Annotated in this window: 25 protein-coding genes, 1 tRNA gene and 1 pseudogene; 16 read left to right on the forward strand and 11 right to left on the reverse strand. The window is 68.9% G+C overall.

The window, feature by feature from the left end; genetic code table 11:
* Nucleotides 1-181 precede the first annotated feature (181 nt).
* Complete coding sequence (locus tag J8403_RS17850; RefSeq protein WP_059148803.1) at nt 182-964, reverse strand: dioxygenase family protein; 783 nt, start codon at nt 962-964, stop codon at nt 182-184.
* Nucleotides 965-1,084: 120 nt separating this feature from the next.
* Between J8403_RS17850 and J8403_RS17855 the strand changes: the two genes are divergently transcribed.
* Entirely contained in the window at nt 1,085-1,585 is a 501-nt protein-coding gene (locus tag J8403_RS17855; protein WP_211128305.1) for a MarR family winged helix-turn-helix transcriptional regulator, read from the forward strand.
* 159 nt (nt 1,586-1,744) lie between these two features.
* Here J8403_RS17855 and J8403_RS17860 read toward each other — a convergent pair whose 3' ends face one another.
* Together J8403_RS17860 and J8403_RS17865 are read right to left on the reverse strand one after the other, a co-directional pair.
* Nucleotides 1,745-3,253: an MFS transporter gene (locus J8403_RS17860; protein WP_211124071.1), complete on the reverse strand. Its 1,509-nt coding sequence runs from the start codon at nt 3,251-3,253 to the stop codon at nt 1,745-1,747.
* Nucleotides 3,254-3,429: 176 nt separating this feature from the next.
* A complete protein-coding gene (locus J8403_RS17865) occupies nt 3,430-4,080 on the reverse strand; it encodes a TetR/AcrR family transcriptional regulator (RefSeq protein ID WP_137967065.1) in 651 nt (216 codons plus the stop codon).
* 289 nt (nt 4,081-4,369) lie between these two features.
* Between J8403_RS17865 and J8403_RS17870 the strand changes: the two genes are divergently transcribed.
* A complete protein-coding gene (locus tag J8403_RS17870; RefSeq protein ID WP_211124072.1) occupies nt 4,370-5,701 on the forward strand; it encodes a M6 family metalloprotease domain-containing protein in 1,332 nt (443 codons plus the stop codon).
* Here J8403_RS17870 and J8403_RS17875 read toward each other — a convergent pair.
* Complete coding sequence (locus J8403_RS17875) at nt 5,667-6,296, reverse strand: TetR family transcriptional regulator (protein ID WP_211124073.1); 630 nt, start codon at nt 6,294-6,296, stop codon at nt 5,667-5,669. The genes J8403_RS17870 and J8403_RS17875 overlap by 35 nt on opposite strands.
* 150 nt (nt 6,297-6,446) lie before the next feature.
* On the opposite strand from J8403_RS17875, the gene J8403_RS17880 reads away from it, so the two are divergent.
* From J8403_RS17880 to J8403_RS17935, 12 genes are all read left to right on the forward strand, one after another.
* The gene (locus J8403_RS17880; protein WP_086709795.1) at nt 6,447-6,602 is read left to right on the forward strand and encodes a hypothetical protein; all 156 of its coding nucleotides are present in this window, start codon (nt 6,447-6,449) and stop codon (nt 6,600-6,602) included.
* Nucleotides 6,603-6,607: 5 nt separating this feature from the next.
* Nucleotides 6,608-6,886, forward strand: coding sequence for a DUF4190 domain-containing protein (locus J8403_RS17885; protein WP_059148808.1), 279 nt, complete (start codon nt 6,608-6,610; stop codon nt 6,884-6,886).
* Between the two features lie 95 nt (nt 6,887-6,981).
* On the forward strand, nt 6,982-8,043 hold the full coding sequence (locus tag J8403_RS17890; RefSeq protein ID WP_211124074.1) for an aromatic ring-hydroxylating oxygenase subunit alpha: 1,062 nt from the start codon (nt 6,982-6,984) through the stop codon (nt 8,041-8,043).
* Complete coding sequence (locus J8403_RS17895; RefSeq protein ID WP_246586452.1) at nt 8,040-8,297, forward strand: hypothetical protein; 258 nt, start codon at nt 8,040-8,042, stop codon at nt 8,295-8,297. The genes J8403_RS17890 and J8403_RS17895 overlap by 4 nt, the downstream gene beginning before the upstream one ends.
* Nucleotides 8,294-9,265 (forward strand): PDR/VanB family oxidoreductase, encoded by a 972-nt coding sequence (locus tag J8403_RS17900; RefSeq protein ID WP_211124075.1) that lies wholly within the window; start codon nt 8,294-8,296, stop codon nt 9,263-9,265. The genes J8403_RS17895 and J8403_RS17900 overlap by 4 nt, the downstream gene beginning before the upstream one ends.
* 152 nt (nt 9,266-9,417) lie before the next feature.
* A complete protein-coding gene (locus tag J8403_RS17905; RefSeq protein ID WP_211124076.1) occupies nt 9,418-10,443 on the forward strand; it encodes an ABC transporter substrate-binding protein in 1,026 nt (341 codons plus the stop codon).
* A gap of 61 nt (nt 10,444-10,504) precedes the next feature.
* Nucleotides 10,505-11,395 carry a siderophore-interacting protein gene (locus tag J8403_RS17910; RefSeq protein WP_211124077.1) on the forward strand — a complete coding sequence of 297 codons (891 nt, stop codon included), beginning with the start codon at nt 10,505-10,507 and terminating at the stop codon, nt 11,393-11,395.
* A gap of 246 nt (nt 11,396-11,641) precedes the next feature.
* Entirely contained in the window at nt 11,642-13,228 is a 1,587-nt protein-coding gene (locus J8403_RS17915) for a pyridoxal phosphate-dependent decarboxylase family protein (protein ID WP_246585883.1), read from the forward strand.
* Nucleotides 13,229-13,254: 26 nt separating this feature from the next.
* Nucleotides 13,255-14,562 carry a lysine N(6)-hydroxylase/L-ornithine N(5)-oxygenase family protein gene (locus J8403_RS17920; protein ID WP_211124078.1) on the forward strand — a complete coding sequence of 436 codons (1,308 nt, stop codon included), beginning with the start codon at nt 13,255-13,257 and terminating at the stop codon, nt 14,560-14,562.
* Complete coding sequence (locus J8403_RS17925; protein ID WP_211124079.1) at nt 14,559-15,158, forward strand: GNAT family N-acetyltransferase; 600 nt, start codon at nt 14,559-14,561, stop codon at nt 15,156-15,158. The genes J8403_RS17920 and J8403_RS17925 overlap by 4 nt, the downstream gene beginning before the upstream one ends.
* Nucleotides 15,155-16,945, forward strand: a complete 1,791-nt coding sequence (locus J8403_RS17930; RefSeq protein ID WP_211124080.1) for an IucA/IucC family protein — start codon at nt 15,155-15,157, stop codon at nt 16,943-16,945. The genes J8403_RS17925 and J8403_RS17930 overlap by 4 nt, the downstream gene beginning before the upstream one ends.
* Before the next feature lie 277 nt (nt 16,946-17,222).
* Nucleotides 17,223-17,298 (forward strand) — tRNA-Arg (locus J8403_RS17935).
* 381 nt (nt 17,299-17,679) lie between these two features.
* Here the strand turns inward: J8403_RS17935 and J8403_RS17940 are convergent.
* The 3 genes from J8403_RS17940 to J8403_RS17950 are packed head-to-tail and all read right to left on the reverse strand — an operon-like array spanning nt 17,680 to nt 21,566.
* Entirely contained in the window at nt 17,680-19,662 is a 1,983-nt protein-coding gene (locus tag J8403_RS17940; protein WP_211124081.1) for a hypothetical protein, read from the reverse strand.
* Nucleotides 19,659-20,822: a 5'-methylthioadenosine/S-adenosylhomocysteine nucleosidase family protein gene (locus tag J8403_RS17945; protein ID WP_211124082.1), complete on the reverse strand. Its 1,164-nt coding sequence runs from the start codon at nt 20,820-20,822 to the stop codon at nt 19,659-19,661. Before J8403_RS17945 ends, J8403_RS17940 begins: the two co-directional genes overlap by 4 nt.
* On the reverse strand, nt 20,823-21,566 hold the full coding sequence (locus J8403_RS17950; RefSeq protein WP_211124083.1) for an NUDIX hydrolase: 744 nt from the start codon (nt 21,564-21,566) through the stop codon (nt 20,823-20,825).
* A gap of 258 nt (nt 21,567-21,824) precedes the next feature.
* On the opposite strand from J8403_RS17950, the gene J8403_RS17955 reads away from it, so the two are divergent.
* The gene (locus tag J8403_RS17955) at nt 21,825-23,036 is read left to right on the forward strand and encodes an alpha/beta fold hydrolase (protein WP_246585884.1); all 1,212 of its coding nucleotides are present in this window, start codon (nt 21,825-21,827) and stop codon (nt 23,034-23,036) included.
* Nucleotides 23,037-23,185: 149 nt separating this feature from the next.
* Here the strand turns inward: J8403_RS17955 and J8403_RS44595 are convergent.
* The 3 genes and pseudogenes from J8403_RS44595 to J8403_RS17965 form a co-directional block, all read right to left on the reverse strand.
* A pseudogene (locus J8403_RS44595) lies at nt 23,186-23,323 on the reverse strand (DUF6537 domain-containing protein); the annotation flags it as partial.
* Between the two features lie 12 nt (nt 23,324-23,335).
* Nucleotides 23,336-23,644 carry a hypothetical protein gene (locus J8403_RS17960; protein ID WP_211124084.1) on the reverse strand — a complete coding sequence of 103 codons (309 nt, stop codon included), beginning with the start codon at nt 23,642-23,644 and terminating at the stop codon, nt 23,336-23,338.
* Nucleotides 23,644-24,117, reverse strand: a complete 474-nt coding sequence (locus J8403_RS17965; protein ID WP_246585885.1) for a MarR family winged helix-turn-helix transcriptional regulator — start codon at nt 24,115-24,117, stop codon at nt 23,644-23,646. Before J8403_RS17965 ends, J8403_RS17960 begins: the two co-directional genes overlap by 1 nt.
* 90 nt (nt 24,118-24,207) lie before the next feature.
* Here J8403_RS17965 and J8403_RS17970 point away from each other — a divergent pair, with 90 nt between their 5' ends.
* Entirely contained in the window at nt 24,208-24,498 is a 291-nt protein-coding gene (locus tag J8403_RS17970; protein WP_211124085.1) for a hypothetical protein, read from the forward strand.
* A gap of 76 nt (nt 24,499-24,574) precedes the next feature.
* Here J8403_RS17970 and J8403_RS17975 read toward each other — a convergent pair whose 3' ends face one another.
* On the reverse strand, nt 24,575-24,973 hold the full coding sequence (locus tag J8403_RS17975) for a peptidase inhibitor family I36 protein (protein ID WP_211124086.1): 399 nt from the start codon (nt 24,971-24,973) through the stop codon (nt 24,575-24,577).
* Between the last annotated feature and the right edge of the window lie 120 nt (nt 24,974-25,093).

Raw genomic sequence — 25,093 nt, forward strand, 5'->3', positions numbered from 1 at the left:
ACCCGACGAGCCCGTCCGTACCCGACGAGCCCGTCCGTACCCGACGAGCCCGTCCGTACCCGACGAGCCCGCTCGTACCCGACGAGCCCGCTCGTACCCGACGAGCCCGTCCGTACCCGCTCGGGCCCACCCGGGCCGGTCCGTCCCCACCCCGACCCACCCCCTCACGGAGCCCCCCGGCTCACCCGAACTGCAGCGACCGCTTCGCCAACCCCATCCAGAAGCCGTCGATCACGCTCCGCTGGCTGCGCAACTCCGCCTCCGCCGCGCCCAGCGTGACGAACAACGGCGCGAAGTGTTCGGTGCGCGGGTGGGCGAGCCGTCCCGCCGGGGCGGTGTGCTCGAAGTCCAGCAGCGCGTCGATGTCCTGTGCGTCCAGGGCCCGTTGCCCCCAGTCGTCGAACTCGGTCGACCAACTGGGCGGCGTCGGGCCCGTCTGCCGCATCGCGGCCAGGTTGTGGGTGAAGAAGCCGCTGCCGACGATCAGGACGCCCTCGTCGCGCAGCGGCGCCAGCTTCCGCCCGATCTCCATCAGCTTCCGCGGGTCGAGGGTCGGCATCGAGACCTGCAGGACCGGGATGTCGGCCTCCGGATACATCTCGACCAGGGGCACATACGCCCCGTGGTCCAGCCCCCGCTCGGGGATGTCCTGGACCGGCGTACCCGCCGTGCGCAGCGTCTTGCGGATCCGCTCGGCGAGTTCCGGGGCGCCGGGCGCCGCGTACCGCACCTGGTAGTAGTGCTGAGGGAATCCCCAGAAGTCATAGACCAGCGGGACCTGTTGGGTGGCCCCGATCGCCAGGGGCGCCTCCTCCCAGTGGGCGGAGATCATGAGAATGGCCTGGGGCCTGGGCAGGCCCGCGGCCCAGGCGGCGAGCTGTCCGGGCCAGATCGGATCGTCGGCGAGTGGCGGAGCACCATGGCTGAGGTAGAGGGCGGGCATACGCCCGTCGAGCGCGGACATGAAGTCTCCTCGGCAGAGCCCGACAAGGTACTTGAAGTCTCAATCAAACAATCATCACTGTATCGCACACTTGTTTAAAGTTCAAAAAGTGTTCTCTAGAATGGACGCGTGGACAACGCCATGAAGACCCCCTCAGACGCCGACGAGCCGCGTTGGCTGACCGATGACGAGCAGCGCAGCTGGCTGGCGTACCGCCACGCACACATGCTTCTGGAGGATCACCTCGACCGCCAGCTGCAGCGGGACGCCGGCATGCCCCACGTCTACTACGGCCTGCTGGTGAAGCTCTCCTGGGCGCCCCGCCGCCGGATGCGGATGACCGAACTGGCCGAGGCCGCCACGATCACCCGATCCCGGCTGTCCCATGCCATCGCGCGCATGGAGAAGGACGGCTGGGTCCGACGCGAGGACTGCCCCGACGACAAGCGCGGGCAGAACGCGGTCCTCACCGACAAGGGACTCAAGGTGCTGGAGGAGACCGCCCCCGGCCATGTGTCCGCCGTGCGGACGGCCGTCTTCGACCGGCTCACCCCCGAGCAGATCGAGCAGTTCGGCACCATCTGCCGGATCATCGCGGACGGTCTGCAGCCGGAGGGCGCCGACCTGCCCTGGCTGCGCTGACGCCTCCGCCCCAGCACGCCCAGGACCGACGCCCAAAGGACGACGGCAGGACGGACGAAGGCCCCGCTCCCCCGGGATTCTCCCCAGGGGAACGGGGCCTTCGCCTCCGTACGGATGATCTCCGCTGTACGAACCGCCTCAGCGCGTCAGTGCGCCATGTCAGTGCGCCATGACCGGAATGGCGTCCTCCGCCGCTCCTTCATCGGAGCCGGCGACCGCGCCGCCGCCTCCCTGATGTCCGGCGTTGACCATCGTGATGGCGATCACCCCGGCCAGCACCAGGATGCCGACCGCCCACCAGATGGCGGCCGTGTAGCCGTGCACCATCGACTGCAGCTGCAGCGCCGTGCGGGAAGGGGCCCCGGCAGCATGCGACTTGGCGTACGCGGTGGTGGCGCTCGCCGCGATGGTGTTCAGGAGCGCGGTGCCGATGGCGCCGCCCACCTGCTGCGAGGTGTTGACCATCGCCGAGGCGACACCCGCGTCACGCGGCTCCACGCCATGCGTGGCCAGGCTCATCGCCGGCATGAAGGCGGTACCCATGCCGAGGCCGAGCAGCAGGAACCCGGGCAGGATCAGCGCGGGGTACGAGGTGTCCAGGTCGATCTGGGTCAGCAGCAGCATGCCCACCGAGGCGACCAGGAAGCCCGGCCCCATCAGCAGCCGCGCCGGGACCCGGGTCATCAGCCGGGCGCCGATCTGCGTCGAGCCGGTGATCATGCCCGCGACCATCGGCAGGAAGGCGAAGCCGGTCCTGACCGGGCTGTACCCCTTGACGACCTGCATGTAGTAGGTGAGGAAGAGGAACAGGCCGAACATGCCGATGATGGCGAGACCCAGCGAGGCGTAGACACCGCCCCGGTTCCGGTCGGTGACCACGCGCAGCGGCAGCAGCGGCGCCTTCACCCGCGACTCGACGGCCACGAAGGCGATCAGCAGCACGGCCGCGGCGACGAACAGACCGATGGTCAGCCCCGCGGACCAGCCGTCGGACTCGGCGCGGGTGAAGCCGTAGACCAGCGAGACCAGACCCGAGGTGGCCAGGAGCACACCGGGGACGTCCAGCCGGGAGGTGTTGCGGCTCTCCACCGGGTCGCGGATCACGGCGACCGCGCCGATCGCGGCGACGATGGCGAACGGGATGTTCACGAAGAAGGTCCAGCGCCAGTCCATGTACTCGGTGAGCACACCGCCGAGGATCAGACCGACGGCACCGCCACCACCCGCGATGGCACCGAAGACACCGAACGCCTTGGCGCGCTCCTTGGGGTCGGTGAACATCACCGCGAGCAGCGAGAGCGCGGAGGGGGCGAGCAGCGCGCCGAACACACCCTGCAGCGCACGCGCACCCAGCAGCACACCGGTGTTCAGCGCGGCGCCGCCGATGGCCGAGGCGGCCGCGAAGCCGGCCAGGCCGACGATGAAGGTCCGCTTACGTCCCCACAGGTCGGCGATCCGGCCGCCGAAGAGCAGCAGTCCGCCGAAGGCGAGGGCGTAGGCCGTGATGACCCACTGCCGGTTGCCGTCGGAGATGCCGAGGTCGGCCTGGGCGCTGGGCAGCGCGATGTTCACGATGGTCGCGTCGAGCACGACCATCAGCTGGGCGAGGGCGATGAATATCAGCGCTTTCCAGCGCCGGGGATCCACGAATTGTGCCGTTTCAGGCATGGGTGAGCCTACCTAGCGGTGCGGAGAGTGATAAATGGGACGAGTGGGGCCGGCTGAAGTCAGGCCGACGCAGGGCGTTGGGTAACAGGTAGCGAGAGGCGTCGACGCACGTAGGGAAGACTTGTGAACGCGCGCGAAATAAGCGGTGCTCCGGGATCGGCCGGGTGCGATCTATGTCACGGCCGGTGCTGCAGATCCTCCAAGGTCACGGACTTGCCGGGTAGTTCGGAGCGCGCCGGGGCCTGCAATCCGTCCAGGAACAGCTGCAGATGCCGGTGCACAAAGGCGTCGAAGTCCACACAGAAGCTGCCGGGCAGCGGCCGGGTGAGCTGGTTGAGCGCGACCATCAGGTCACCGACGCCGATGTCGGTGCGCAGTCGGCCGTCGGCCTTCGCGGCCCCCATCAGGGCCTCGACTCCGGCGGACAGACGGTCGCGGACGGCAATGAGGTCAGGGTGCTCCTTGTCGAGGCCGTCGGAGAGCAGAAGGCACAGCGCGCCGATGCGCTCGTCCGCCGCGGCATGGACGAAGCGCCGCAGCGCCGAGAAGGAGTCGGCCTCCTCGGCCATGGCGGCTTCGGCCTGGTCGGCGACGCCGGACATCACCGAAAGCGCCACATGGTGGATGAGCTCACGGCGGTCCGTGAAGTGCCGGTAGATCGTGGCATTCCCGACCCCTGCCCGTCGAGCAATTTCATCGAGGGGGGTTTGTGCCCCGGATTCGACGATCACCTCGCGGGCGGCCACGACAATACGCTCCCGATTGCGCAGGGCGTCCGCACGCAGCCGGGGCTGCGCGGACTTCGCGGTCATCGTGTCGGCGGCCATGACAGCACTCCTTTCTGCGTACGGCATCCATGCGTACGGTTCTCCGGCGGCTTGGTGGCGACACCAGGCCCCGGCCCAGACGTTCGAGCTTCAACATTTCCGGGGAGTCCGTCCCCGTTTATGCGGTCACCCGGTTAAACGGGGAATCACTCCCCGGAATTTCCGCGTCCGTAGGTGACCTGCCTCACACCTGCTCGGCACCCCTCGTCGCCCAAACGGAGCAGGTCATTCCCTCTCTCGGCGGCACCCCACGAGCGCCCCGGCCCGAGCCGTCACACCGTGGTCGGCAATGAGGCAGACGCATGGGACCACCCGCCACCGCATACGAATACGCCGGCCCCGCAGAGGCAGCGCATTCGCCACTGCCGCCGTGCTCACGGTGGCGGTGGTCGCCCCGGCGGCGACTCCGCGCCCCGCGTCCCCCGCACCCCCCGAGCTGGCCCCGGCACCCTCCGGGCGACCGGCCTTCGGCTCGCTCGCCCCCTGCGCCCTGGCCTCGGGACCGGGGCTGCAGATGTCCGAGGGCATACCCACCGGCCGCGGCTACAGCCGCAGCACCGGCCAGGTCCACGCCCTCAACCTCATGATCGACTTCCCGGATGTGCGCGGCCAGGGCACCGCCCGCCAGCGCTTCGCGGAGTTCTTCCCCCAGACCACCCGGTGGTTCACGCAGAGCTCCTACGGACGGCTGGACTACCGCCCCGAGATGCCGATCACCCACTGGCTGCGGATGCCGCGCTCGTTCCGCGCCTACGGCATCAAGCGCGGCAGCCCCTTCGACCCGGGCTATCGCAGACTGGTGGCCGATATCGCCAAGGCCGCCGACCCCAAGGTCGACTTCCGCCGCTACGACCTGGTGAACGTCCTGGTCACCCCGAACGCCGGGCCGCCTGCCGCGCATGCCGTGCTCTCCGTCACCTACGCCGACAACCAGCAGGCCCCGACCGCCGACGGCGTGCCGCTGGCCAATGTCTCCTTCGTCTACAGCCGCCAGGACGACGGCTCCGGCTCGCTGCGCCGCACCGGCTTCCGCGTCCTGCCCCATGAGAACGGCCATGTCTTCGGGCTGCCCGACCTCTACACCCGGGGCGGCGGCGACAAGGCGGGCCACTGGGATGTGATGTCAGAGGACTGGGGCGCCGGCAACGACCTGCTGGCCTGGCACAAGTGGAAGCTGGGCTGGCTCGGCCCGCGGCAGATCGCCTGCGCCGCCCGCTCCGGGGTCTTCGCGCACGCCCTGTCCCCACTGAGCCGCCCGGAGGGCACCAAGCTGGTCTTCGTCCCCGTCTCGCCGTCCACCGGCTATGCGATCGAGGCGCGCGCGAGCGGCGGCAACGACGAGGCCATATGCAAGCCCGGTGTGCTGATCTCCCGGGTGGACACCGGTGTCGACTCCGGCGGCGGCCCCGTCACCATCATGGACTCCACCCCCCACGGCCGCGGCTGCACCCGGGAGCGCAATGTCCACCCCGGGCTCAGCGACGCGACCTACGCGCCCGGCGAGACCTTCCGCACGGAGACCAACGGCCTGCGGATACGCGTCCGCGTCACCGGCCGGGACGCGGCCGGGGACTTCGGCGTGGAGATCACCCGTCGCGCCAGTGGCGGCGCCCGAGGCTGATCAGCATCAGCTGCTTGCGCGCGGTGTCGGCGACCCGCCGCTCCAGCCGCGGATGATCCGGCTGCGCCTCCAGGAACGCCGTCGCCGTCATCACCATGTGGTCCACATACAGCTCCGCAAGCATTCGGACATCTTCCGGCGGCCACCCGTCCGGCGTCAGCCGCGGCGAGAAGTCGGCGGCCACCTCATCGGCGAATCGGTCCAGCTCGGCGGCGATGGCCTCGCGCACCGCACGCACCCCACCATGCCGCTCACGTGCGATGAAGCGGATATGCGCGGGATAGCGGCGGACATGCTCGGCGACGGCCTCGACGGTGGCGTCGATCCGCTCCTCGTCACCGTCCTGACCTGCGAGTATCGCGCCGATCATATGGTGCAGGCTGCCCAGGGACTCCTCGACCAGCGCGACCCCGAGATCGCTCAGATCCCGGAAGTGCCGGTAGAAGGCGGCCGGCGCCACCCCCACCGCCCGCGTGACCTCACGCAGCCCCAGACTGCTCAGGCTCTGGTCCTCCAGCAGCCCCAACGCCGCGTCCATCAGGGCGCGCCGGGTCTTCTCCTTCTGGGCCTGCCGGACCCCGGACGTGTGACTCATATCATTCAGTAAACAGCTGTTCGCTGAATTTTTCCAGGGGCGGGAGGGGTACTCTAGAACTCAGTGAACAGTTGTGATTCCAACTGTTCACCGAACAATTACCATCCGCACGCCAACCGCATCCGGATCGTCACTTCGAGAGAGGCTCACATGCTCTTCATCGTCGCGGCACTCGCCCTGATGGGAGTTCTTCTGGGGGCGGCGGCGCACACTCCGCTCCCCCTGTTCCTCGCCGCCGCGGGCGCCATCAGCGCCTGGCTGCTGATCTTCTTCATCCGCGAACGCACCGGCCACAAGGGGAGCTGAGACCCATGGCACTCACCGCACCGTCCCGCACCTCACCGGTCCGGGCGCGCAGGGACGCCGACGGCATGGCCGTCGCCTCCTTCGTGCTCGGCCTGATCGGCCTGCTGCTCTTCAACGCGGTCTTCGGGCCCTGCGCGATCGTCCTGGGGACGCTCGCCCTCGCCCGGGAGACCCGCCGCAGGGGCCGGGCACTGCTCGGACTCGCACTCGGCATCGCCGATGTGGTCGTGCTCATCGTCCTGCTGACGCTGAACCAGTCCGTCTTCTGGCAGTTCGGCAGCTGACCCGCCCGGCCACTTCAGGCACCTCCCCGCGCGGCCCTTCCACTCAGTGGAAGGGCCGTTGCCCGTACGTGACGGGCGTCACCACGCTGGCACGCATGACCGCCTTCGCGAGAAACCAGTGGTACGTCGCCGCCTACGGCCGCGAGATCGGCCGTGAGCTGCTGGGGCGCACCATCCTGAACGAGCCCATCGCCTTCTACCGCACCGAGTCCGACGACACGGTCATCGCGCTCGCCGACCGCTGCGTCCACCGCCGCTATCCGCTCACCGCCGGCCGTCTCGACGGTGACACGGTCGTCTGCGGCTACCACGGCTTCACCTACGACACCGGCGGCACCTGTGTGTTCGTACCGGGCCAGAAGCGCGTCCCGCGCACCGCCCGGGTCCCCTCCTATCCCGTCGTCGAGCAGGACTCGCTGGTGTGGGTGTGGATCGGGGACCCGGCGCTCGCCGATCCCCACGCGGTGCCGCGCGCGCCCTGGCTGGCCGATCCGCGCTGGACGACCGTGGGCGGCATGGAGCCGATCGACGCCGACTACGGCCTGCTGGTGGACAATCTGCTGGACCTGTCCCATGAGACGTATCTGCACAGCGGCTACATCGGCACCCCGGAGGTCGCCGAGACCCCGATCACCACGGAGGTCGACGAGGGCGCGGGCGTCGTACGGGTCAGCCGCCACATGGACGACGCCGAATGCCCGCCGTTCTACGCCCGTTCCACCGGGATCGACGGCCGCATCACCCGCTGGCAGGACATCGAGTACCACGCGCCCTGCCTGTATCTCCTGCACAGCCGGATCGCCCCGGTCGGGGTGCTGCCGGGGCCGGACGGCTCCGATCCGGACGCCTTCCATGTGGAGATCACCTACGCCATCACCCCGTCCACCGACCACCATGTGTACGACTTCTGGGCCGTCTCACGGGACTTCGCGCAGGACGACGAGGAGGTGACCACCTTCCTCCACGACCTCAACCGGACCGTGGTGCTGCAGGACGTGGCCGCGCTGAACGTGCTCCAGAAGGCCCTGGACACCGAGCGCGAGGGCTATCAGGAGCTCAGCATCAACATCGACACCGGCGGTCTGGCCGCGCGCCGCATCCTCGCCCGCCTGGCCGCCGAAGGGGAGCGGACCGCGGCCGTGGCGGCGACGAAATGAAGCGTGAGCAGCGCGCGGCGCCTCCGTTGAGGGTGGCGGCGGGCGACGGGTGGGCGGCGGGCGACGGGTGGGCGAGCGGCGCGCCCACCGCCGAGGTGTACCGGATCGACTGGCTGCCCGGCACCGATGTGCTGCACGGGGTCTGCCACTGCGGCGCCGAGCGCACCGCCGAGGACCCGGTCGAGCTGTGGCAGTGGATGCTCGCCCACCCCACCGGGCACCATTCCCCCGACCACCGTAAGGAGATGACGTGACGAACTCCGGCGGGGAGTACGAGGACACCCTGCTGGTGACCGGCCGGGAGGAGGTGGCCTCGGACGTGGTGGCGCTCACCCTGCGCCACCCGACGGGCCGTGCACTCCCCGCCTGGGAGCCCGGCGCCCATCTCGATCTCGTCCTCGACCCGGGCCCGACCCGGCAGTACTCGCTGTGCGGCGACCCCGCCGACCGCGCCTCCTGGCGGATCGCGGTGCTCCGCGCACCCGCCGGGCGCGGCGGCTCCGCCCGGGTGCACGACACCCTCACCGAGGGCAGCGCGGTGCGGGTGCGCGGGCCGCGCAACCACTTCGCGCTGCGCCCCGCGGCCCGCTATCTGTTCATCGCGGGCGGCATCGGCATCACGCCGCTCCTCCCCATGACGGCCGCCGCCGAGGCCGCGGGCGCCGACTGGCGGCTGCTGTACGGCGGGCGCACCCGCGCCTCGATGGCCTTCGCCGACCAGCTCACCGCCCGGTACGGCGGCAAGGTGCGCCTGGTGCCGCAGGACGAGGAGGGGCTGCTCGACCTCGCGCCGTATCTCGACACCCCGGCCGCCCACGGCACCCTCGTCTACTGCTGCGGTCCCGAACCGCTGCTCCGGGCCGCCGAGGAGGCGTGCCTCACCTGGCCGGACGGGGCCCTGCGCACCGAGCGCTTCCAGCCCCGTACGGACGCGGCGGACGCCGAACCGGCGGTCGGCGCCTTCGAGTTGGTGCTCACCCGCTCCGGGCTGACCCTCACCGTGGAGCCGGAGCGCAGTGTGCTGCGCACCGTCGAGGCGGCGGGGGTACCGGTTTTGTACTCCTGCGAGGAGGGCACGTGTGGGACGTGCGAGACGGATGTCGTCGAAGGAGAGGTGGACCACCACGACTCCGTGCTCACCGACGAGGAGCGGGCCTCGGGCGAGACCATGATGATCTGCGTCTCACGCTGCCGTGGCCCCCGATTGGTGCTGGACCTGTGAATCCGCCCTGAACCGCCGTGTGAGCCCCTCGATGTGAGGTTCGGAACGACCCCACCCACTGGACAACCAGGTTGGTTAGGCTAACCTAACTACGTCCTCGGGTTGCCGTCCCGCGAACCACGTCCCCGTATGCATCGAGAGAGAGCACCTTCATGCGCCAGGCCAGAGCACTCCCCCTCTCCCGCCGCGGTCTGCTCGCCGCAGGCGGCGCCCTCGGACTCGGAGCCCTGGTCACCGCCTGTGGCGACAACGGCGGTTCGGGCTCCGGCGGCGATGGCGGCGGCGGCTCCTGGTCGTTCACCGATGACCGCAAGAAGAAGATCAGCCTCGACGGCCGGCCCCAGCACATCGTCGCCTACATCGCCGCGGCGGCCGCGCTCTACGACTTCGGCATCGAGAAGCAGATCACCGGCGTCTTCGGGCCGACCACGCTGAAGAACGGCAGGCCGGACGTCCAGGCGGGCGACTTCCCCGTCGACCGGGCCACCTCCCTCGGCAACACCTGGGGCCAGTTCAACGTCGAGAAGTACGCCTCGCTCAGCCCCGATCTGCTGATCACCAACATGTACGACCCGGGTGCGCTCTTCTATATCCCGGACGACAGCAAGAAGAAGATCCTCCAGCTGGCCCCCAGCGCCGCCATCGGCACCGGCCGGGTCTCCATGCTCGAGCCCATCAAGCGGTATGCCGCACTGGCCGAGGCGCTCGGCGCCGACCCGAAGGCCAAGAAGGTCACCGACGCCAAGGCGCGCTTCGAGAAGGCCTCCGAGACGCTGCGCAAAACCGTCACATCGCATCGGATCAAGGTCATGGCCTGCTCCGCCAGCGCCGATCTCTTCTATGTCTCCAACCCGAAGATCAATGCCGACCTGATCTACTTCAGCGAGCTCGGCGTCGACTTCGTCATGCCCGAAAAGCCCGACAAGGGCGGCTACTTCGAGAGCCTGAGCTGGGAGAACGCCGACAAGTACGACGCGGATGTGCTCTTCCTCGACAACCGCACCGCGACCCTCCAGCCCGGCGCCCTGACCGCCAAGCCGACCTGGTCCAAGCTCCCCGCGGTCAAGGCCGGTCAGATCACCCCCTGGAGCAGCGAGCCGCGCTTCTCCTACGCCGGCGCCGCCCCGCTCGTCGAATCCCTCACCAAGGCCATCCAGGACGCGAAGAAGCTCAGCTGAACGGTCAGCGCGACCGGCCGGCCCGGCCTCCCCACGGCAAGCGAAGGGAAGACCCCCTGCCATGACCACCGCAGCCACCACGACCGCCCCCGCCACCACCGCCGTTCCGTTCCGCTTCTTCGACGCGCGGGTCGTACGGACCCGCCCGCTCGGACCGTCCATGGCACGGATCACCTTCGGCGGTGCCTGTCTGAAGGACTTCACCAGCGGAGGCCGCGACCAGCGCTTCAAACTGTTCCTGCCGCATCCCGGCCAGGCCGCCCCGGTGGTCCCGGTCGAGGCCGGGGAAGGCTGGTTCGCCACCTGGCGGGCGATGGACCCGGCCGAACGCGGCATCATGCGCTCGTACACGGTGCGCCGGCAGCGCCGAGACCCTGACGAGATCGACGTGGACTTCGCGCTGCACGACGACAGCGGCCCGGCCGCCCGCTGGGCCGCGCGCGCCGAGGCGGGCGACCGGGTGACCCTGCTGGGCCCGGTCGTGGAGGACAACGGCGGTGTCGACTTCCGGCCGCCGTCCGGCACCGACTGGGTGCTGATCACCGGCGACGAGACCGCGCTGCCCGCCATCGCGGGCATCCTCGAATGGCTGCCCGCCGACCTGCCCGCCAAGGTGTGGCTCGAGGTCCAGCACGCCGAGGACATGCAGGAGCTGCGCACCGCGGCGAAAGCCGAGATCACCTGGCTGGTCCGGGACGCCGTGGCCCCCGGCACCCCGCGCTCCGCGCCGCTGCTGAACGCCGTGGGCACCACCGAACTGCCCTCCGGCACGCCGTACGCCTGGATCGCGGGCGAGGCCGGGACCGTCAAGGAGCTGCGCCGCCATCTGGTGCGCGAACGCGGCTTCGACCGCAGGGCCGTGACCTTCACCGGCTACTGGCGCCTGGGCACCTGTGAGGAACAGCTCGTCGAGGAGGCCGTGTCGGGCACCGGCCCCGCGACCGACGACTGATCCCCCAGCGCCGTACCGGACCGGCTCCGCACCACCGAACCCCCGAACCACTGGACGACGGGCGGCCAACCGCTCGGCGCGCCCCCACGCGCGCTGTCGCCGCGTCCAGCGCCCCCGCACGCCCACCAGGCCGTATCAGGCCGCCTATCAGGCCGCGGACATGGGCCGAGGGCCGCCGCTCCCCCCACCAGCCGCATGCCCGCGCCCTCCGCACGCCCGCATGCTCATTTCCAGAAGGGACAGACCGTGAGTTTCCTCGCGCAGACCGCTGAGGACCCGTCGCCGGAGCCGATACCCGGGGCGGCGGATGGCAGGGCCCACCTGTTCAACGGCCGTACGGCGGAACGCTATCGGCGCTCCGTGACCGACGGCGTCGGCCTGGTGGCCTCCACCGTCGCCCGCACCGAGCGCCCCTACACCGGCGTCACCCCCGCCGAACTCGCCCCCGAGATCTCCGGAATCGACCTGGAGCGGCCGCTCGGCGATCCGGACGCCGCGCTCAAGGAGCTGGAGAGCGTCTACCTCAAGGACGCCGTCTACTTCCACCACCCGCGCTATCTCGCCCACCTCAACTGCCCCGTGGTGATCCCCGCACTGCTGGGCGAGGCCGTCCTCTCCGCCATCAACTCCTCCCTGGACACCTGGGACCAGAGCGCGGGCGGCACCCTCATCGAGCGCCGGCTGATCGACTGGACCACCGAGCGCATCGGCCTCGGCGAGGCCGCGGACGGCATCTTCACCAGCGGCGGCACCCAGTCCAATCTGCAGGCGATGCTGCTCGCCCGCGACGAGGCGTGCACGCTGGTGGAGAAGGAGGCCGCCGCGTCCGGCGAGACGGTCGCCACATCCGCCATCCTGCCGCGGCTGCGCATCCTCACCTCCCAGGCCAGCCACTTCTCCATCCAGAAGGCCGCCGCCATCCTGGGGCTCGGCTACGAGGCCGTCATCCCGGTCCCCTGCGACCAGGACCGCCGGATGAGGACCGTCGTCCTCGCCCGTGAGCTGAACCGCTGCCGCCGCGAGGGCCTGATCGTCATGGCCGTCGTGGCCACCGCGGGCACCACCGACTTCGGCTCCATCGACCCGCTGCCCGAGATCGCCGAGCTGTGCGACCGGCACGGCACCTGGATGCATGTGGACGCCGCGTACGGCTGCGGACTGCTGGCCTCCCCCACCCGCCGCGGGCTGCTCGACGGCATCGAGCGCGCCGACTCGGTGACGGTGGACTACCACAAGTCCTTCTTCCAGCCGGTCAGCTCCAGCGCCGTCCTGGTCCGCGACCGCGCCACGCTCAGCCACGCCACGTACCACGCCGACTACCTCAACCCCGAGCGCAGCGCCCGGAACCTGATCCCCAACCAGGTCGACAAGTCCATCCAGACCACCCGCCGCTTCGACGCGCTCAAGCTGTGGCTGACGCTGCGGATCATGGGCGCGGACGCCGTCGGCGCCCTCTTCGACGAGGTGGTGGACCGGGCCGCCGAGGCATGGGCGCTGCTGGACACCGATCCGCGCTACGAGGTCGTCACCGAGCCCCAGCTGTCCACGCTCGTCTTCCGCTACGTACCGCCGGCCGCCGGGCCGGGCGACCCGGACCTCGTCGACCGGGCCAATCTGCACGCCCGCGAGGCGCTGGCCGCCTCCGGTGCGGCGGTCGTCGCCGGAACCGTCGTCGACGGCCGGCACTACCTCAAGTTCACCCTGCTCAACCCGGAGACCTCGCTGAGCGACATCGCGTATGTCCTCGACCTCCTCGCCGAGCACGCCGGTCAGTATCTGGCCCTGCACATCGAGCCCGAACTCAGCGGCCCCCGCCACTCGCGCGCCAGTTGAGCCCCTTCACCCCGCCGGAGACCCTCGTGCCCACCCCGCACACCCATGACTTCATCGCGGTCGGGCTCGGCCCCTACAACCTGGGCCTTGCCTGCCTGACCGAGCCGATCGAGGAACTCGACGGGCTGTTCCTGGAGAGCAAGCCCGAGTTCGACTGGCATCCGGGCATGCTGCTGGACGGCGTCACCCTGCAGACCCCGTTCATGGCCGACCTGGTGACGCTGGCCGACCCCACCTCCCCGTACTCCTTCCTCAACTACCTGAAGGAATCCGGGCGGCTGTACTCCTTCTACATCCGCGAGATCTTCTATCCGCTGCGCGCCGAGTACAACGACTACTGCCGCTGGGCCGCCGCGAAGCTCTCGTCCGTCCGCTTCGGCCACGAGGTGACGAGCGTCGAGTACGACGAGGCCGACGGCCTCTACACGGTGCGCGCCCTGCGTCCGGCCACCGGCGAGACCACCACCCACCGGGCCCGCCATCTGGTGCTGGGCACCGGCACCCCGCCGTTCCTCCCCGAGGTGTGCCGCGGCCTGGACGGCGATCTGGTGCACAACACGGACTACCTGGGGAACAAGGAGACGCTGCAGTCCAAGGAGTCCATCACCATCGTCGGCAGCGGCCAGAGCGCGGCCGAGATCTACCAGGATCTGCTCGCCGACATCGACACCCACGGCTACCGGCTGAACTGGGTGACCCGCTCCCCGCGCTTCTTCCCGCTGGAGTACACCAAGCTCACCCTGGAGATGACCTCGCCCGAGTACGTGGACTACTTCCACGCGCTCCCCGAGGACACCCGCTACCGGCTGGAGGGTGACCAGAAGGGCCTGTTCAAGGGGATCGACGCCGACCTCATCAACGGCATCTACGACCTCCTGTACCAGAAGAGCGTGAGCGGCCCGGTGCCCACGCGGCTGCTGACCAACACCGCGCTCACCGGCGCGGAGTACGACGACCTGTCCGGCACGTACACCCTCGGGCTGCGCCATGCGGAGCAGGAGCGGGACTTCTCGCTCACCACCCACGGGCTCGTCCTGGCCACCGGCTACCGCTACCAGGTGCCCGCCTTCCTGGACCCGGTACGCGACCGCATCCGCTGGGACGGCCACGGCCGCTTCGACGTCGCCCGCAACTACAGCATCGACACCACCGGGCGTGGCATCTTCCTCCAGAACGGCGCCACCCACGCCCACAGCCTGACCTCCCCGGACCTGGGCATGGGCCCGTACCGCAACTCGTGGATCATCCGTGAGCTGCTGGGGCGGGAGCACTACCCGGTGGAGAAGTCCATCGCCTTCCAGGAGTTCGGCGCACCGGAAGGAGCCATCGCATGACACCGTCGCCGGTTTTCGAGCACACGGACCCCCGCCTGGGCACCTTCACCCTGCGCACCCTGGACCCGGCGGCCGACGCCGGGCTGCTGCACGGCTGGGTGACCCACCCCAAGGCGTCCTACTGGATGATGCAGGGCGCGGACGAGGCGGAGGTCGCCGCCGAGTACCGCAGGATCCACGAGCATCCGCACCATGACGCCTTCATCGGCCTGCACGAGGGACGCCCGGCGTTCCTGGCCGAGCGCTACGACCCGTCGCGGGTGGAGCTCGAAGGGCTCTACCCCGCCCGGCCCGGCGACGTCGGCATGCACTTCCTCTGCGCGCCGACCGACACCCCGGTGCACGGCTTCACACTGGCCGTGATCACCGTCGTCATGGAGTTCTGCTTCGCCGATCCGCACGTCCGGCGGGTCGTCGTCGAGCCCGATGTGCGCAACGCGGCGGTGCACGCGCTCAACGCGGCCGTCGGCTTCGAGATCGTCGAGCAGCTCGCCAAACCCGAGAAGGACGCCTACCTCAGCGTCTGCACCCGCGAGCGGTTCGAGGCCGCCCGCATCGCCCTCGCCGCCCGTGCCGTCCAAGGAGTGACCCGATGAGCCCCCGCGACGCCGTCGCCCACCTCACCCCCGATCTGTGGGACCGGGCGGGCCGCCTCCTCATCCGCAAGGCCCTCGCCGAGTTCACCCACGAGCGCCTGCTCGCCCCCGAGCCAGGACCCGACGGCCGCTACGCCGTGACCAGCGACGACGGGGCGGTGACCTACCGCTTCGCCGCCCGGGTGCTCTCCCTGGACCACTGGCTGGTCGAGGCGGACAGCATCACCCGCCACGACTGGACCGGCGCCGAACTCCCGCTGGACGCCCTGGACTTCTTCATCGAGCTGAGCGAACGGCTGGGCCTCGGCGAAGACGTCCTCCCCGTCTACCTCGAGGAGATCAGCTCCACCCTCTCCGGTACGGCCTTCAAACTGGCCGGCGAGCCGGCGGGCGCCGCCCAGCTGGCCAAATCCGGCTTCCAGGAGATCGAGACGGGGATGACCGAGGGCCACCCCTGCTTCGTCGCCAACAACGGCCGTCTCGGCTTCGGCATCCACGAATACCTCTCGTACGCCCCCGAGACCGCGAGCCCCATCCAGCTGATCTGGCTCGCCGCCCGCCGCGACCGCTCCACCTTCACGGCCTCCGCGGACCTGGACTACGACGCCCTGATCCACTCCGAGCTGAGCGAGCAGACCCGGGCCCGCTTCGCGCGGACCCTCACCGACCTCGGCCTGGACCCGGCCGACTACCACCTGCTGCCCGTCCACCCCTGGCAGTGGTGGAACAAGCTGTCGGTCAGCTTCGCCGCCGAGGTCGCCCGGCAGCATCTGGTGTGCCTGGGCCCCGGCGACGACGAATACCTCGCCCAGCAGTCGATCCGCACCTTCTTCAACACCAGCGACCCGTCCAAGCACTATGTGAAGACCGCGCTGTCGGTCCTGAACATGGGCTTCATGCGGGGCCTGTCCGCCGCCTACATGGAGGCGACCCCGGCCATCAACGACTGGCTGGCGTCTCTGATCGCCTCGGACGAGACCTTCCGTGCCGCGCGTTTCTCCATCATCCGGGAACGAGCCGCCATCGGCTACCACCACCGCCAGTACGAGGCCGCCACCGCGAAGGGCTCCCCGTACCGCAAGATGCTCGCCGCCCTGTGGCGCGAGAGCCCCGTCCCGACCCTGGAACCCGGCCAGCGCCTGGCCACCATGGCCTCCCTCCTCCACACCGACCCCGACGGCACCTCCTTCGTCAGCGCCCTCATCGAGGAATCCGGCCTCACCCCCGCCACCTGGCTGCGCCGCTACCTGGACGCCTACCTCACCCCGGTGCTGCACAGCTTCTACGCCTACGACCTGGTCTTCATGCCGCACGGCGAGAACGTCATCCTGGTCATCGAGGACGGCGCCGTCCAGCGCGTGATCTTCAAGGACATCGCCGAGGAAATCGCCGTCATGGACCCCACCGCGGTCCTCCCCCCGACCGTCGAGCGCATCCGCGTGGACGTCCCCGAAGACAAGAAACTCCTCTCGATCTTCACCGACGTCTTCGACTGCTTCCTCCGCTTCCTCAACGGCATCCTGGTCACCGAGGGCCTCCTGGAGGAGGAAACCTTCTGGCAGACGGTCGCCGACTCCGTCCTCTCCTACCAGCGATCCGCCCCCCACCTGGCGGACAAATTCGCCCAGTACGACATGTTCACCGAAGACTTCGCCCTCTCCTGCCTCAACCGCCTCCAGCTCCGCAACAACCGCGAGATGGTCGACCTCCAGGACCCGGCGGGGGCACTGCAACTGATCGGCACACTGAGGAACCCGCTCGCGGGATTGGGGCGAACGGGGGCCTAGAGGCGGCCGGCGGCCCTTCGGGCCGGGGCTCGGGGTGGGGCTCGGGGGGGCTTGCGGGCGGGGCTTACGGGCTGGGCTTCGGGCCAAGGCTCGGGGCCGGAGCTTGCGGTGTGCTTGGGGCCGGGGCTTGGAGCCGGGGGGCACCCCGGAACCCGAGCCTTCGGCACCCCGGACCCGAGCCTTCGCCGCCCCGGAGCACCCGAAACGATCCAAGTGCACGACCCGCTACACTGTGGCGGTGCGACGCGGCGGCACCACCATGCCGCCCTGACGTCAGGCCTCCGTAGCTCAGGGGATAGAGCACCGCTCTCCTAAAGCGGGTGTCGCAGGTTCGAATCCTGCCGGGGGCACCATGCCTGACCAGGCCGAACGCCCCCGCGATCTTGGATCGTGGGGGCGTTGACGGCAGAGGTTGACGGCAGTTCCTACCTACGCGGCCGGAGCACGTAGTCGCCGGCCTTCCAGTCCCCCCAGGCAGCGGCCCGCTGCGCGGCCTGTCGAAGGCACTGCCACCGGAGCCGGGCGATGCACATCAGCGGGATGGGAATCGTCCTCGCGCGACGGTTCTTGGTGGGGTCCTCGTACAGCTCCTTGCCCCCGCGCTGGAGCTGAGACCGCACAGTCAGCGTGCGCCGCTCGAAGTCCACTCCTGAGCTCGGGTCCCGGCCGGGCTGATGAGCGGGCGGGCAGGGCTGTGGTGCTCCGACCCCTGCCCGCTCCGAAGGCCCGGAAGACTAGTCGGCAGCACGGAAGGACGGCAGGTTGTAGGGGTTGTTTCGTTCGATCCAACCCTTTCCGTCCGCCGCGATTCCTTCCAGCAGGCGGAAGGTATGGACGAAACCGGCCGAATTGAGGTCGATCTCGGCGATTTCCTGGGCGTTCTCGTCCGGTGCGAGTTGATCGGTGTCGGCGTCTTTTACGCGAATGTTCCTGGCGGGCCCGTTGGTGAGGATGAGCTCCAGGTCGTAGCCGACCTCGCTGCGTTCCGTGACCTGTACGGAGGACAACGCGTCGAACCGGTAGTTGCTTCGCTGCTCCTTCCCACGTTTTGCATCGGTGAAATCGAATTCCTTGCTGATCTCACGAACGCCATCCTGGGTGACCAGGAAGAGTCGGAAGCTGTAGCGCGAGTATCGCCAAGGACCGCCCTTCACACGCGCTCGCTTGTAGGGGCGTGCCGGTGTCATCAGGATGGTGTGGGTGATCAGGTCGCGCCAGGCGAGCCGGTAGTGGCGAAGTGCTTCGTCGACGAGCAGCGTCTTGTCACAGGTGAGCCAGGTCTCCATTTCCAGCTCACTGGGTCGCGTGGTGTCCAGGAACGACTTCCAGTTGCGGTACGCGGCTTGTCGCGCCGTCAGCCGCTCTTGGTATTCCCGGGTTTCCTCGGCCACTCGGTGCTCTTCCCCCCGGGCTTCCAGCCACGAGTGCGCCGCCGCACGTCCGGACCAGACCGAACCGACTACGGCCAGAATGGCCAGCAGTATCTGCGAGCTGCCGGTACCTGAGGCCACTGTTCCGAGCAGGGCCAGAGTCGTGATGCCGAGAGTGATGAGGGCGACCACGCAAAGCGCCTGCGCCCCCGCCGGCGTCTTGTTCTGGTGGCGGTGATCGAACAGAGTGCCTTTGTTGTGACGGTCTCGGGCATCCTCAGCGAGATAGCGGATCAGCCAGTTGACCCGGTCCACGCTGATTCGGCTCTCCCGGTAGAGAAGCGCGATCTCGGCGACGAGGCTGTTGCGGATGTGGACCGTATGATTGAGCCATACGTACGGGGCGAATCCGTGGGGCGCCCGGGTCATGAAGTAGTGGTCGAACGAATGACGGACGCGGTTGGTGAACCCGTCCCCGGTAGCGGTGGGATCGCCCGTCTGCGGAATGTGGAACAAACGGTTCTTGGCCTTGAGCTGATGTGCCTGGTACCACCATTGCCAGCCGAAGTGAGCCGCGGTCAGGCCCGCACCGAGCGCCACCAGTAATTCGATGATTGCCTCAACCGGATCCGCGACCAGCGCCAGGATCCAGAGGAATGCGGTGACGACGACGAACAGGCCTGCGCGGACCGGGAGGGCTGCCCGGGCGGCAGCGGCGGTGCTCGGGCGGGGCGGCAGTGCCCGCGCCCCGATCGGGTCGGGTTCGAAATAGGCCCAGACCCGCTGGGCCCGGTCGTTGCCGAAGCGAGCTTTCTCGGCCCGCTCGCGGCTCTCGGCCCACAGACTGTCCTTCAGTCCTCCGGTGAGTACGAGGTCGAAGTGGTGGAGGATCTCGTCACGCCGGCGGGGTGACAGAGCTTGCAACCGCTCCAGTACGCGTCCTGTTTCGTCGTTCGCGGTGCTGAGCATCGGGAGCAGGTCGAAAGCGACGCGCAGAGCGTCCTTCCACTCTCCCTCGGCGTAGGCCCCTACGAGCCCGGAGGCCTGGTGCAGCCGCTGCCGTTCTTCGATGCTGAGGTCGTGGTAGGCGCGTGCGCTGAGCATGGCGAGCACCCAGTGGAAACGGACCTCCGCGGTGTCGTATCCGTCAACGATCGCGTCACTGATCATGTCGCGAGCGCGGCTGGGGACGCCGTCTTCCAGACACCGCACACCGCGCTTGTACTTTTCCTGAGGTGAGGCATCCGGATGGAGGATGGAAATGTGGGGGTTGTGTACGACCCCGCCCTGGATTCCGACGACGGAGTCGTATGCGAAATTATGCGTGACGCCGCTACCGTCGTTCATGACAGGTCACCCGCCGCAACAACCAGTGGTGCCAGCCTGGCCACCAGCTCGGGAACCTCTGCGATCAGGCCGCGTAACCTCTTGAGCGCCATGGTCGCTCTCATGGAGGATTCGGGAGTGTTCTCCCCCGCTGCCCGTCGGGCAAAGCCCAGCTCGGCCAGTGCCTCTCGGTAGGTGTCGTCGTCGAGGGCGCTCTCGGCGTGGTGACGCTTCAGGTGCGCGTGGAAACCGTTTAGTTCGGCGACCAGGTCCGCCGGACTGGTCACCTTCGGGTCCGCGTTCAAATAGACGCGGCTCTCCTTGACCGAGCCGGCCATGATGCCAACAGTGCTGTTATGGGCGGTGTTGCTGACGTGGCCTTTGGGTTTGTCGGCCGTATGGGCCTTGTCTGCCTGGGACATTGCTATCTGCGCCTGCTCTCCCACCAGTTCCACGGCCAGTCGGGTGGCGAATGCCGCCGCGTTCGCCGCGGCTCGTGGTTGCCAGTTACGGTCCTTCGCGCTGCTCTTCGTACCGTCCGCTCGGTCGCTGATTCCCCGGATGATGGCCACCGGCGCCCCGCTGAGATGACCGGCCTGCGCCACACCGGCGGCCTCCATCTCGATCGCGAGCGCGTCGTTGTAGTGCTGCCGGATCCACCGGGCCTCGGCCGAGATCTTCGAGTTCTGTACGACCTCGCCGGCGGCGATCGCACCGAAGCGCACCTGCGGGGCGCGCCCATGACCGGGCGTGTCGTCGGCCCAGTCGTCCACGCGCGCCAGATGCGAGCCGAGCTGGCTGATGGCGTGCGCCGCCTCCCACACCCGGGGACGGGCCTTGAGTCCGTCGTCCTCGCTGGTCCCGCCGTGGTAGGCGTACACGTGTGTCGCCATCACCACATCGCCCAGCCTGGCGCTGTCCCACAGGGCACCGGCAACGCCGACGAACAACACGGCCACCGGTGAGAACTCCTGTATCGCGCGCTCAGCGATCACCGCGGCGGCATGATTCCCTTTGTTCGTCAGACCGAGTGCGACACGACATGAGGTGCCCGGCACGGTTCCCACCTCGAACCGCGTCCCACGCTCATGACGGTGCACCTGTGGACCGGCTAGTTTCCGACGCACGGCCTGGTACTCGAGATTGAGGGCGGTGAGAATCACCACCAGGTCTTTCGACATCTATTTCCCTTCCTCTCTCGTGTCCTCTTCCGTCGTGGACGGCACGGGTCGGATCAGCGGCGGAAACAACACCGCCTTCGGCCCGGCCCGGTACAGACGCGCGGGCCGTCCCCCCGTGGTCCTGCGTCCCGGCCCGACGGGGATGATGAATCCCTTTGCGGCCTGGACTTTTCGGTAGAAATTACGGGTGTCGAGCTCGGTTCCCCAAACCGCCTCGTACACCTGCTGCAACTCGACGATGGTGAAGACTTCTCCGCAGAATGCCGTGGCCAGCGCCGAGAATTCGAGCTTGGTACGCGCGCGCTCGATTCCCTCCGTCACAATTCGGTGGTGGTCGAAGGCCAGTTCCACCTCACCGGACAGGACGGCTTCCGCGGGAACCCACGCGGCGTCCATGGCATCCGTTCCCGCGACCGGTTCGGGGAGTCCCGGCGCGATAGCCAAGTGGGCCACGGAAACCACTCGCCCCCGTGGATCACGTCCCGCGTCCCCATAGGTGCCCAACTGTTCAAGATGCACCAACCCGGCAACCAGAGCGGTTTCCTCACGCAACTCACGGTGGGCGGCGTCCAGGATCTCCTCACCGGCGTGATTGAGGAATCCGCCAGGCAGAGCCAGCATTCCCTGAAAAGGATCTTCGCCCCGCTCCACGAGCAGTACACACAGTTGCCCCTCACGCAGCGTCAGGATCACAAGATCGACAGTCAGCAGCACGGGCGGGGGTGTCCATACGTCAACTTGCATGCCCGCTACGGTACTTCACTTCCTGTCACTTTAACAAGAAGGGGTCCCGCGGAGGTCCTGGCGCTGCACCGCGGAGGCGCTCCGAGCGGTCACCTCGTTGCTCCGCAGCCAGGCGTGGGCCGATCGTGGCCTGCTGGATCGGTGTTGCCTCGAAGCGTTCGGGAACGGGTACTTGCGCTCCAGGAGAGCGTGAACGGCTGCCTGGACTGACGGTCAGGCGGACGGAGGCGTGTCCCGTCGGTGAGACAGAAAAAGTCGATGTCCTCGCCCGCCGCCAGGCGGACCGACGTTGCGCAATACCGCTTCGTCTTCCGTCGCCGGCCGGCTCCTCCCTCCGGGCTCGTTTTTGCAGTGCCGCAAGAAAGCGTGCAGGACCGCAAGGCCGCACCTGAGGATCGCGGCATGAACCTGACTCGACACCACAGGCGCCCTCCCCGGCGGCGCCTCCTCCTCGGAGCCGGTGCGCTGGCCCTCTCGCTCGCCGTGGGCGGTACTGCCGGGTGCGATGGGCACGACGGGGCCATCGCATCAGCTCCCGCTACCGTCTCGGCGGCCGGGCCGGCGGCGGCGTATGACGCCGCGACGAGGCATGACGCGGAGTTCAACGCGACGTTCAAGCACAAGTTCTCGACCGTCCGCGGGGTGCGCATGCACTACGTCACCGGCGGTAAGGGACCGGCGCTGGTGCTGCTGCACGGCTGGCCGCAGACGTGGTACGAATGGCGGAAGATCATGCCGGCTCTCGCCGAGAAGCACACCGTCTACGCTCTCGATCTCCCCGGCCTCGGCGACAGCAAGGGAAGCCCGGAGAGCTTCGACAAAAAGACCCTGGCACGTTATGTCCACGGTCTTCTGCGTGACCGGATCGGACTCGACACGTTCGACCTGGTCGCACACGACCTCGGCGGGGGCGTCGGATTCCAGTACGTCTCGCAGTTCCCCGGACAGGTGAACTCCTACGTGCACATGGACTATCCGGTCCCCGGACGGAGGCTTCCCGCCGCGCGGTACCGGACCTTCTCCTGGCACATGGCCTTCAACAGTCAGCAGGCGATCCCCGAGAAACTCGTCGACAATCCGAGCGACGTGCGCGAGTACCTCACGGCGTTCTATCCACAAGTCGCCTACGGCGGAGCGTCATTCGGCGGAAGGAGGACACGGTCCCCCTTCACCGAGGCGGAAATCAACGAGTACGTCCGCACCTACAGCCGCCCGGACGTACTGCACGCGGGATTCGAGCTCTACCGAAGCCTGGACAAGGACGAGCGTGACAACATCGCGGCCGCCCGTATCAACACCCCCACCCTCCTCCTCACCGCGACCGGCTCACTCACCTCCACCCGGCCCACCCTGACGCCGACGCTGCGCAACATCACCCGCGCGGTCGAGATTCCCAGGTCGGGCCACTGGCTCGCGGAAGAAAACCCCGAGGCCGTAGCGCGTGAGATCCTCTCGTTCATCTGGAAGTGACGCCGCGAAAGACCACGGCAGGCGACGCGGCGGCGCCCGGTGCCCGGTGCCACTGTGCATGAAACCGGCGCCTGTTCAGCGGCACATGGGCGTCTCCTGGACCGGTGCGGGCCGCAGCTTCTCCAGGAGTTCGGACCGCCGCCGGTGGGTCAGCGTCTCCTCATGGGAGAGTCGACCTCGTACTCGTCCTTGTAGTCCATGAGCTTGTAGAGGTTGCGGGCCACCGCCTCGGTGACCGCGGTGGAGGCCGGCTCGTGGCGGCGGACTCGCTCGACGAACCGCGCGCACTTCCCCGCGTATCACTCGTCCTGGTACGCGACGAGGCCCGGCACCTGGATGTCCGGCAGACGTGCCAGTGTGGAGCCGGGCTCCGCGCCGACCATCGCCCGCACCCGCGCGGAGGCCCGGTGAACCCGCCTGACGGTGGCCATAGCCGTGGCCGCCGGGCCGGGCGTGGCGGCGGCACGCCTCGGGGTGGTCGGACCGCAGCGCGTCTCGATGTCCGGACGGCCTCCGGCACGGCGTGACGCGCCCGCCGGTATCCCGGTCAGGTGCGCGGCGGTACCCCGATTCAGATGCGCGGCGGTCGGCCCGTCACCCGTGCGCATCAGCGTGAACGATCCGCCTCACCCTCAGCGAGGGACTCCGTCAGACGCTCCAGGCGCATGGCGAAGGCGGCGGCCTCACCCGGCGGCCACGTCGCCATCTCCTCGGCCAGAACGGCTTCCAGCGCCCCTCGCAGCGCCGCGACCGCCCGCTCCCCCGCATCGGTGAGGATCAGCCTGGTGGCACGGGCATCGGCGGGGTCCGGGCGACGGTCGATCAGCCCGGCCTGCTGCAATCGGGTCGCGTAGCGGGTGGTCACGGTGCGGTCCATCCCGATCGCCTCCGCGAGCTTGGTGGCGGTGACGGGCCCCACCCGGTCGAGCCCGGACAACACCGGGTAGGTCGTGGCGTCCACGCCCTCCACCCCGGAGGTCAACCGGCTGTAGAGCCCGGCACGAGTGGCCCTCTGGGTCAGCGCCCCGATGGCCGCGGCCACGCGGGCGGCGGACGTGTGGTCACGTGTCGTATCACTCACCCCTCGATGGTACGTGCAAAAAACACGGAGTCCTGGTAGCGTTCCATATACGTGCAGAAAGCACGTTCATTCAACACGCAGGAGATGGCCATGTCGCACTCGCCTTCGCAGCCGCACCAGCCCGTCGTTCGCCCCGAGGACGTCCTGCCCGCGGGCGTCGACTCGACCGCGATCAATGGGAAGACCGTCCGCAAGGGTTCGGTGGCCGCGTTCGTCAGCAATGCCATACGCCTCAACGACCTCACCGAGGGCACCCCCGAGTACACGGCCGTCGTCGCACAGATGCGGGAACTCACCCCCGCCCTGCGCACCATCGGCCTCTTCGAGGTCTTCCAACCCCTCTCCCCCGAAGTGGAACGGATCCTCTCCGAGGTCGCCTAGCACGGCGCAGGCGACCGGGCCGAACGCCCCCACGATCGCGGATCGTGGGGGCGTCGGCGGCAGCTGTCCGCGCATTTTAATAGCAGTTCCACTCATGCGAGCCGATGAAATAGTTGCCCGCGAGATTGACCTTCTTTCCCTTGGTGACGCAGTTCCCGATCTGGCTTTCCATGCCCGGGTACCGGTAAATGTGGACCCCGAGTCCCGACGTGCCGTGGTTGTAGACCGACTTCGGATACGAGGTGTCGGCCCACGAACATTCCTCGTACCAATTGAACGAATCATCCTGCCACTTGCAGATATGGCCGGTCCCGCTGTAGCCGTCCCAGACGCAGAAGTACGAGGACGGGCAGTCGTCGCCCCAGGTGCTCGGAGCGGCATTGGCGGCTCCCGGTATGGCCAGGGTGAACGCGGCTGACACGGCCAGGGTGAAAGCAGCGGCCACGGCGAGGGTGACATGCCTGACAGGGCCCATGGATCCCCCTTCTGGGATGATGTCGTCTCGTTCCGATGACCCGCGGAACGCACCGACGAGTGTGCGGTCCAATCCGGCGGACCCGGCAGGGTCCGTGGCCGATTGAGGATTTCCCGGGAC

The sequence above is a fragment of the Streptomyces yatensis genome (assembly GCF_018069625.1).
In the GTDB taxonomy this organism is placed as follows: Bacteria; Actinomycetota; Actinomycetes; order Streptomycetales; family Streptomycetaceae; genus Streptomyces; species Streptomyces yatensis.

Coding starts and splice junctions, on each gene's coding strand:
- J8403_RS17850 (WP_059148803.1), bottom strand. CDS start 964: ATGTCCGCGCTCGACGGGCGTATGCCCGCCCTCTACCTCAGCCATGGT.
- J8403_RS17855 (WP_211128305.1), top strand. CDS start 1,085: ATGAAGACCCCCTCAGACGCCGACGAGCCGCGTTGGCTGACCGATGAC.
- J8403_RS17860 (WP_211124071.1), bottom strand. CDS start 3,253: ATGCCTGAAACGGCACAATTCGTGGATCCCCGGCGCTGGAAAGCGCTG.
- J8403_RS17865 (WP_137967065.1), bottom strand. CDS start 4,080: ATGGCCGCCGACACGATGACCGCGAAGTCCGCGCAGCCCCGGCTGCGT.
- J8403_RS17870 (WP_211124072.1), top strand. CDS start 4,370: ATGAGGCAGACGCATGGGACCACCCGCCACCGCATACGAATACGCCGG.
- J8403_RS17875 (WP_211124073.1), bottom strand. CDS start 6,296: ATGAGTCACACGTCCGGGGTCCGGCAGGCCCAGAAGGAGAAGACCCGG.
- J8403_RS17880 (WP_086709795.1), top strand. CDS start 6,447: ATGCTCTTCATCGTCGCGGCACTCGCCCTGATGGGAGTTCTTCTGGGG.
- J8403_RS17885 (WP_059148808.1), top strand. CDS start 6,608: ATGGCACTCACCGCACCGTCCCGCACCTCACCGGTCCGGGCGCGCAGG.
- J8403_RS17890 (WP_211124074.1), top strand. CDS start 6,982: ATGACCGCCTTCGCGAGAAACCAGTGGTACGTCGCCGCCTACGGCCGC.
- J8403_RS17895 (WP_246586452.1), top strand. CDS start 8,040: ATGAAGCGTGAGCAGCGCGCGGCGCCTCCGTTGAGGGTGGCGGCGGGC.
- J8403_RS17905 (WP_211124076.1), top strand. CDS start 9,418: ATGCGCCAGGCCAGAGCACTCCCCCTCTCCCGCCGCGGTCTGCTCGCC.
- J8403_RS17910 (WP_211124077.1), top strand. CDS start 10,505: ATGACCACCGCAGCCACCACGACCGCCCCCGCCACCACCGCCGTTCCG.
- J8403_RS17925 (WP_211124079.1), top strand. CDS start 14,559: ATGACACCGTCGCCGGTTTTCGAGCACACGGACCCCCGCCTGGGCACC.
- J8403_RS17930 (WP_211124080.1), top strand. CDS start 15,155: ATGAGCCCCCGCGACGCCGTCGCCCACCTCACCCCCGATCTGTGGGAC.
- J8403_RS17940 (WP_211124081.1), bottom strand. CDS start 19,662: ATGAACGACGGTAGCGGCGTCACGCATAATTTCGCATACGACTCCGTC.
- J8403_RS17945 (WP_211124082.1), bottom strand. CDS start 20,822: ATGTCGAAAGACCTGGTGGTGATTCTCACCGCCCTCAATCTCGAGTAC.
- J8403_RS17950 (WP_211124083.1), bottom strand. CDS start 21,566: ATGCAAGTTGACGTATGGACACCCCCGCCCGTGCTGCTGACTGTCGAT.
- J8403_RS17955 (WP_246585884.1), top strand. CDS start 21,825: ATGTCCTCGCCCGCCGCCAGGCGGACCGACGTTGCGCAATACCGCTTC.
- J8403_RS17960 (WP_211124084.1), bottom strand. CDS start 23,644: ATGCGCACGGGTGACGGGCCGACCGCCGCGCATCTGAATCGGGGTACC.
- J8403_RS17970 (WP_211124085.1), top strand. CDS start 24,208: ATGTCGCACTCGCCTTCGCAGCCGCACCAGCCCGTCGTTCGCCCCGAG.
- J8403_RS17975 (WP_211124086.1), bottom strand. CDS start 24,973: ATGGGCCCTGTCAGGCATGTCACCCTCGCCGTGGCCGCTGCTTTCACC.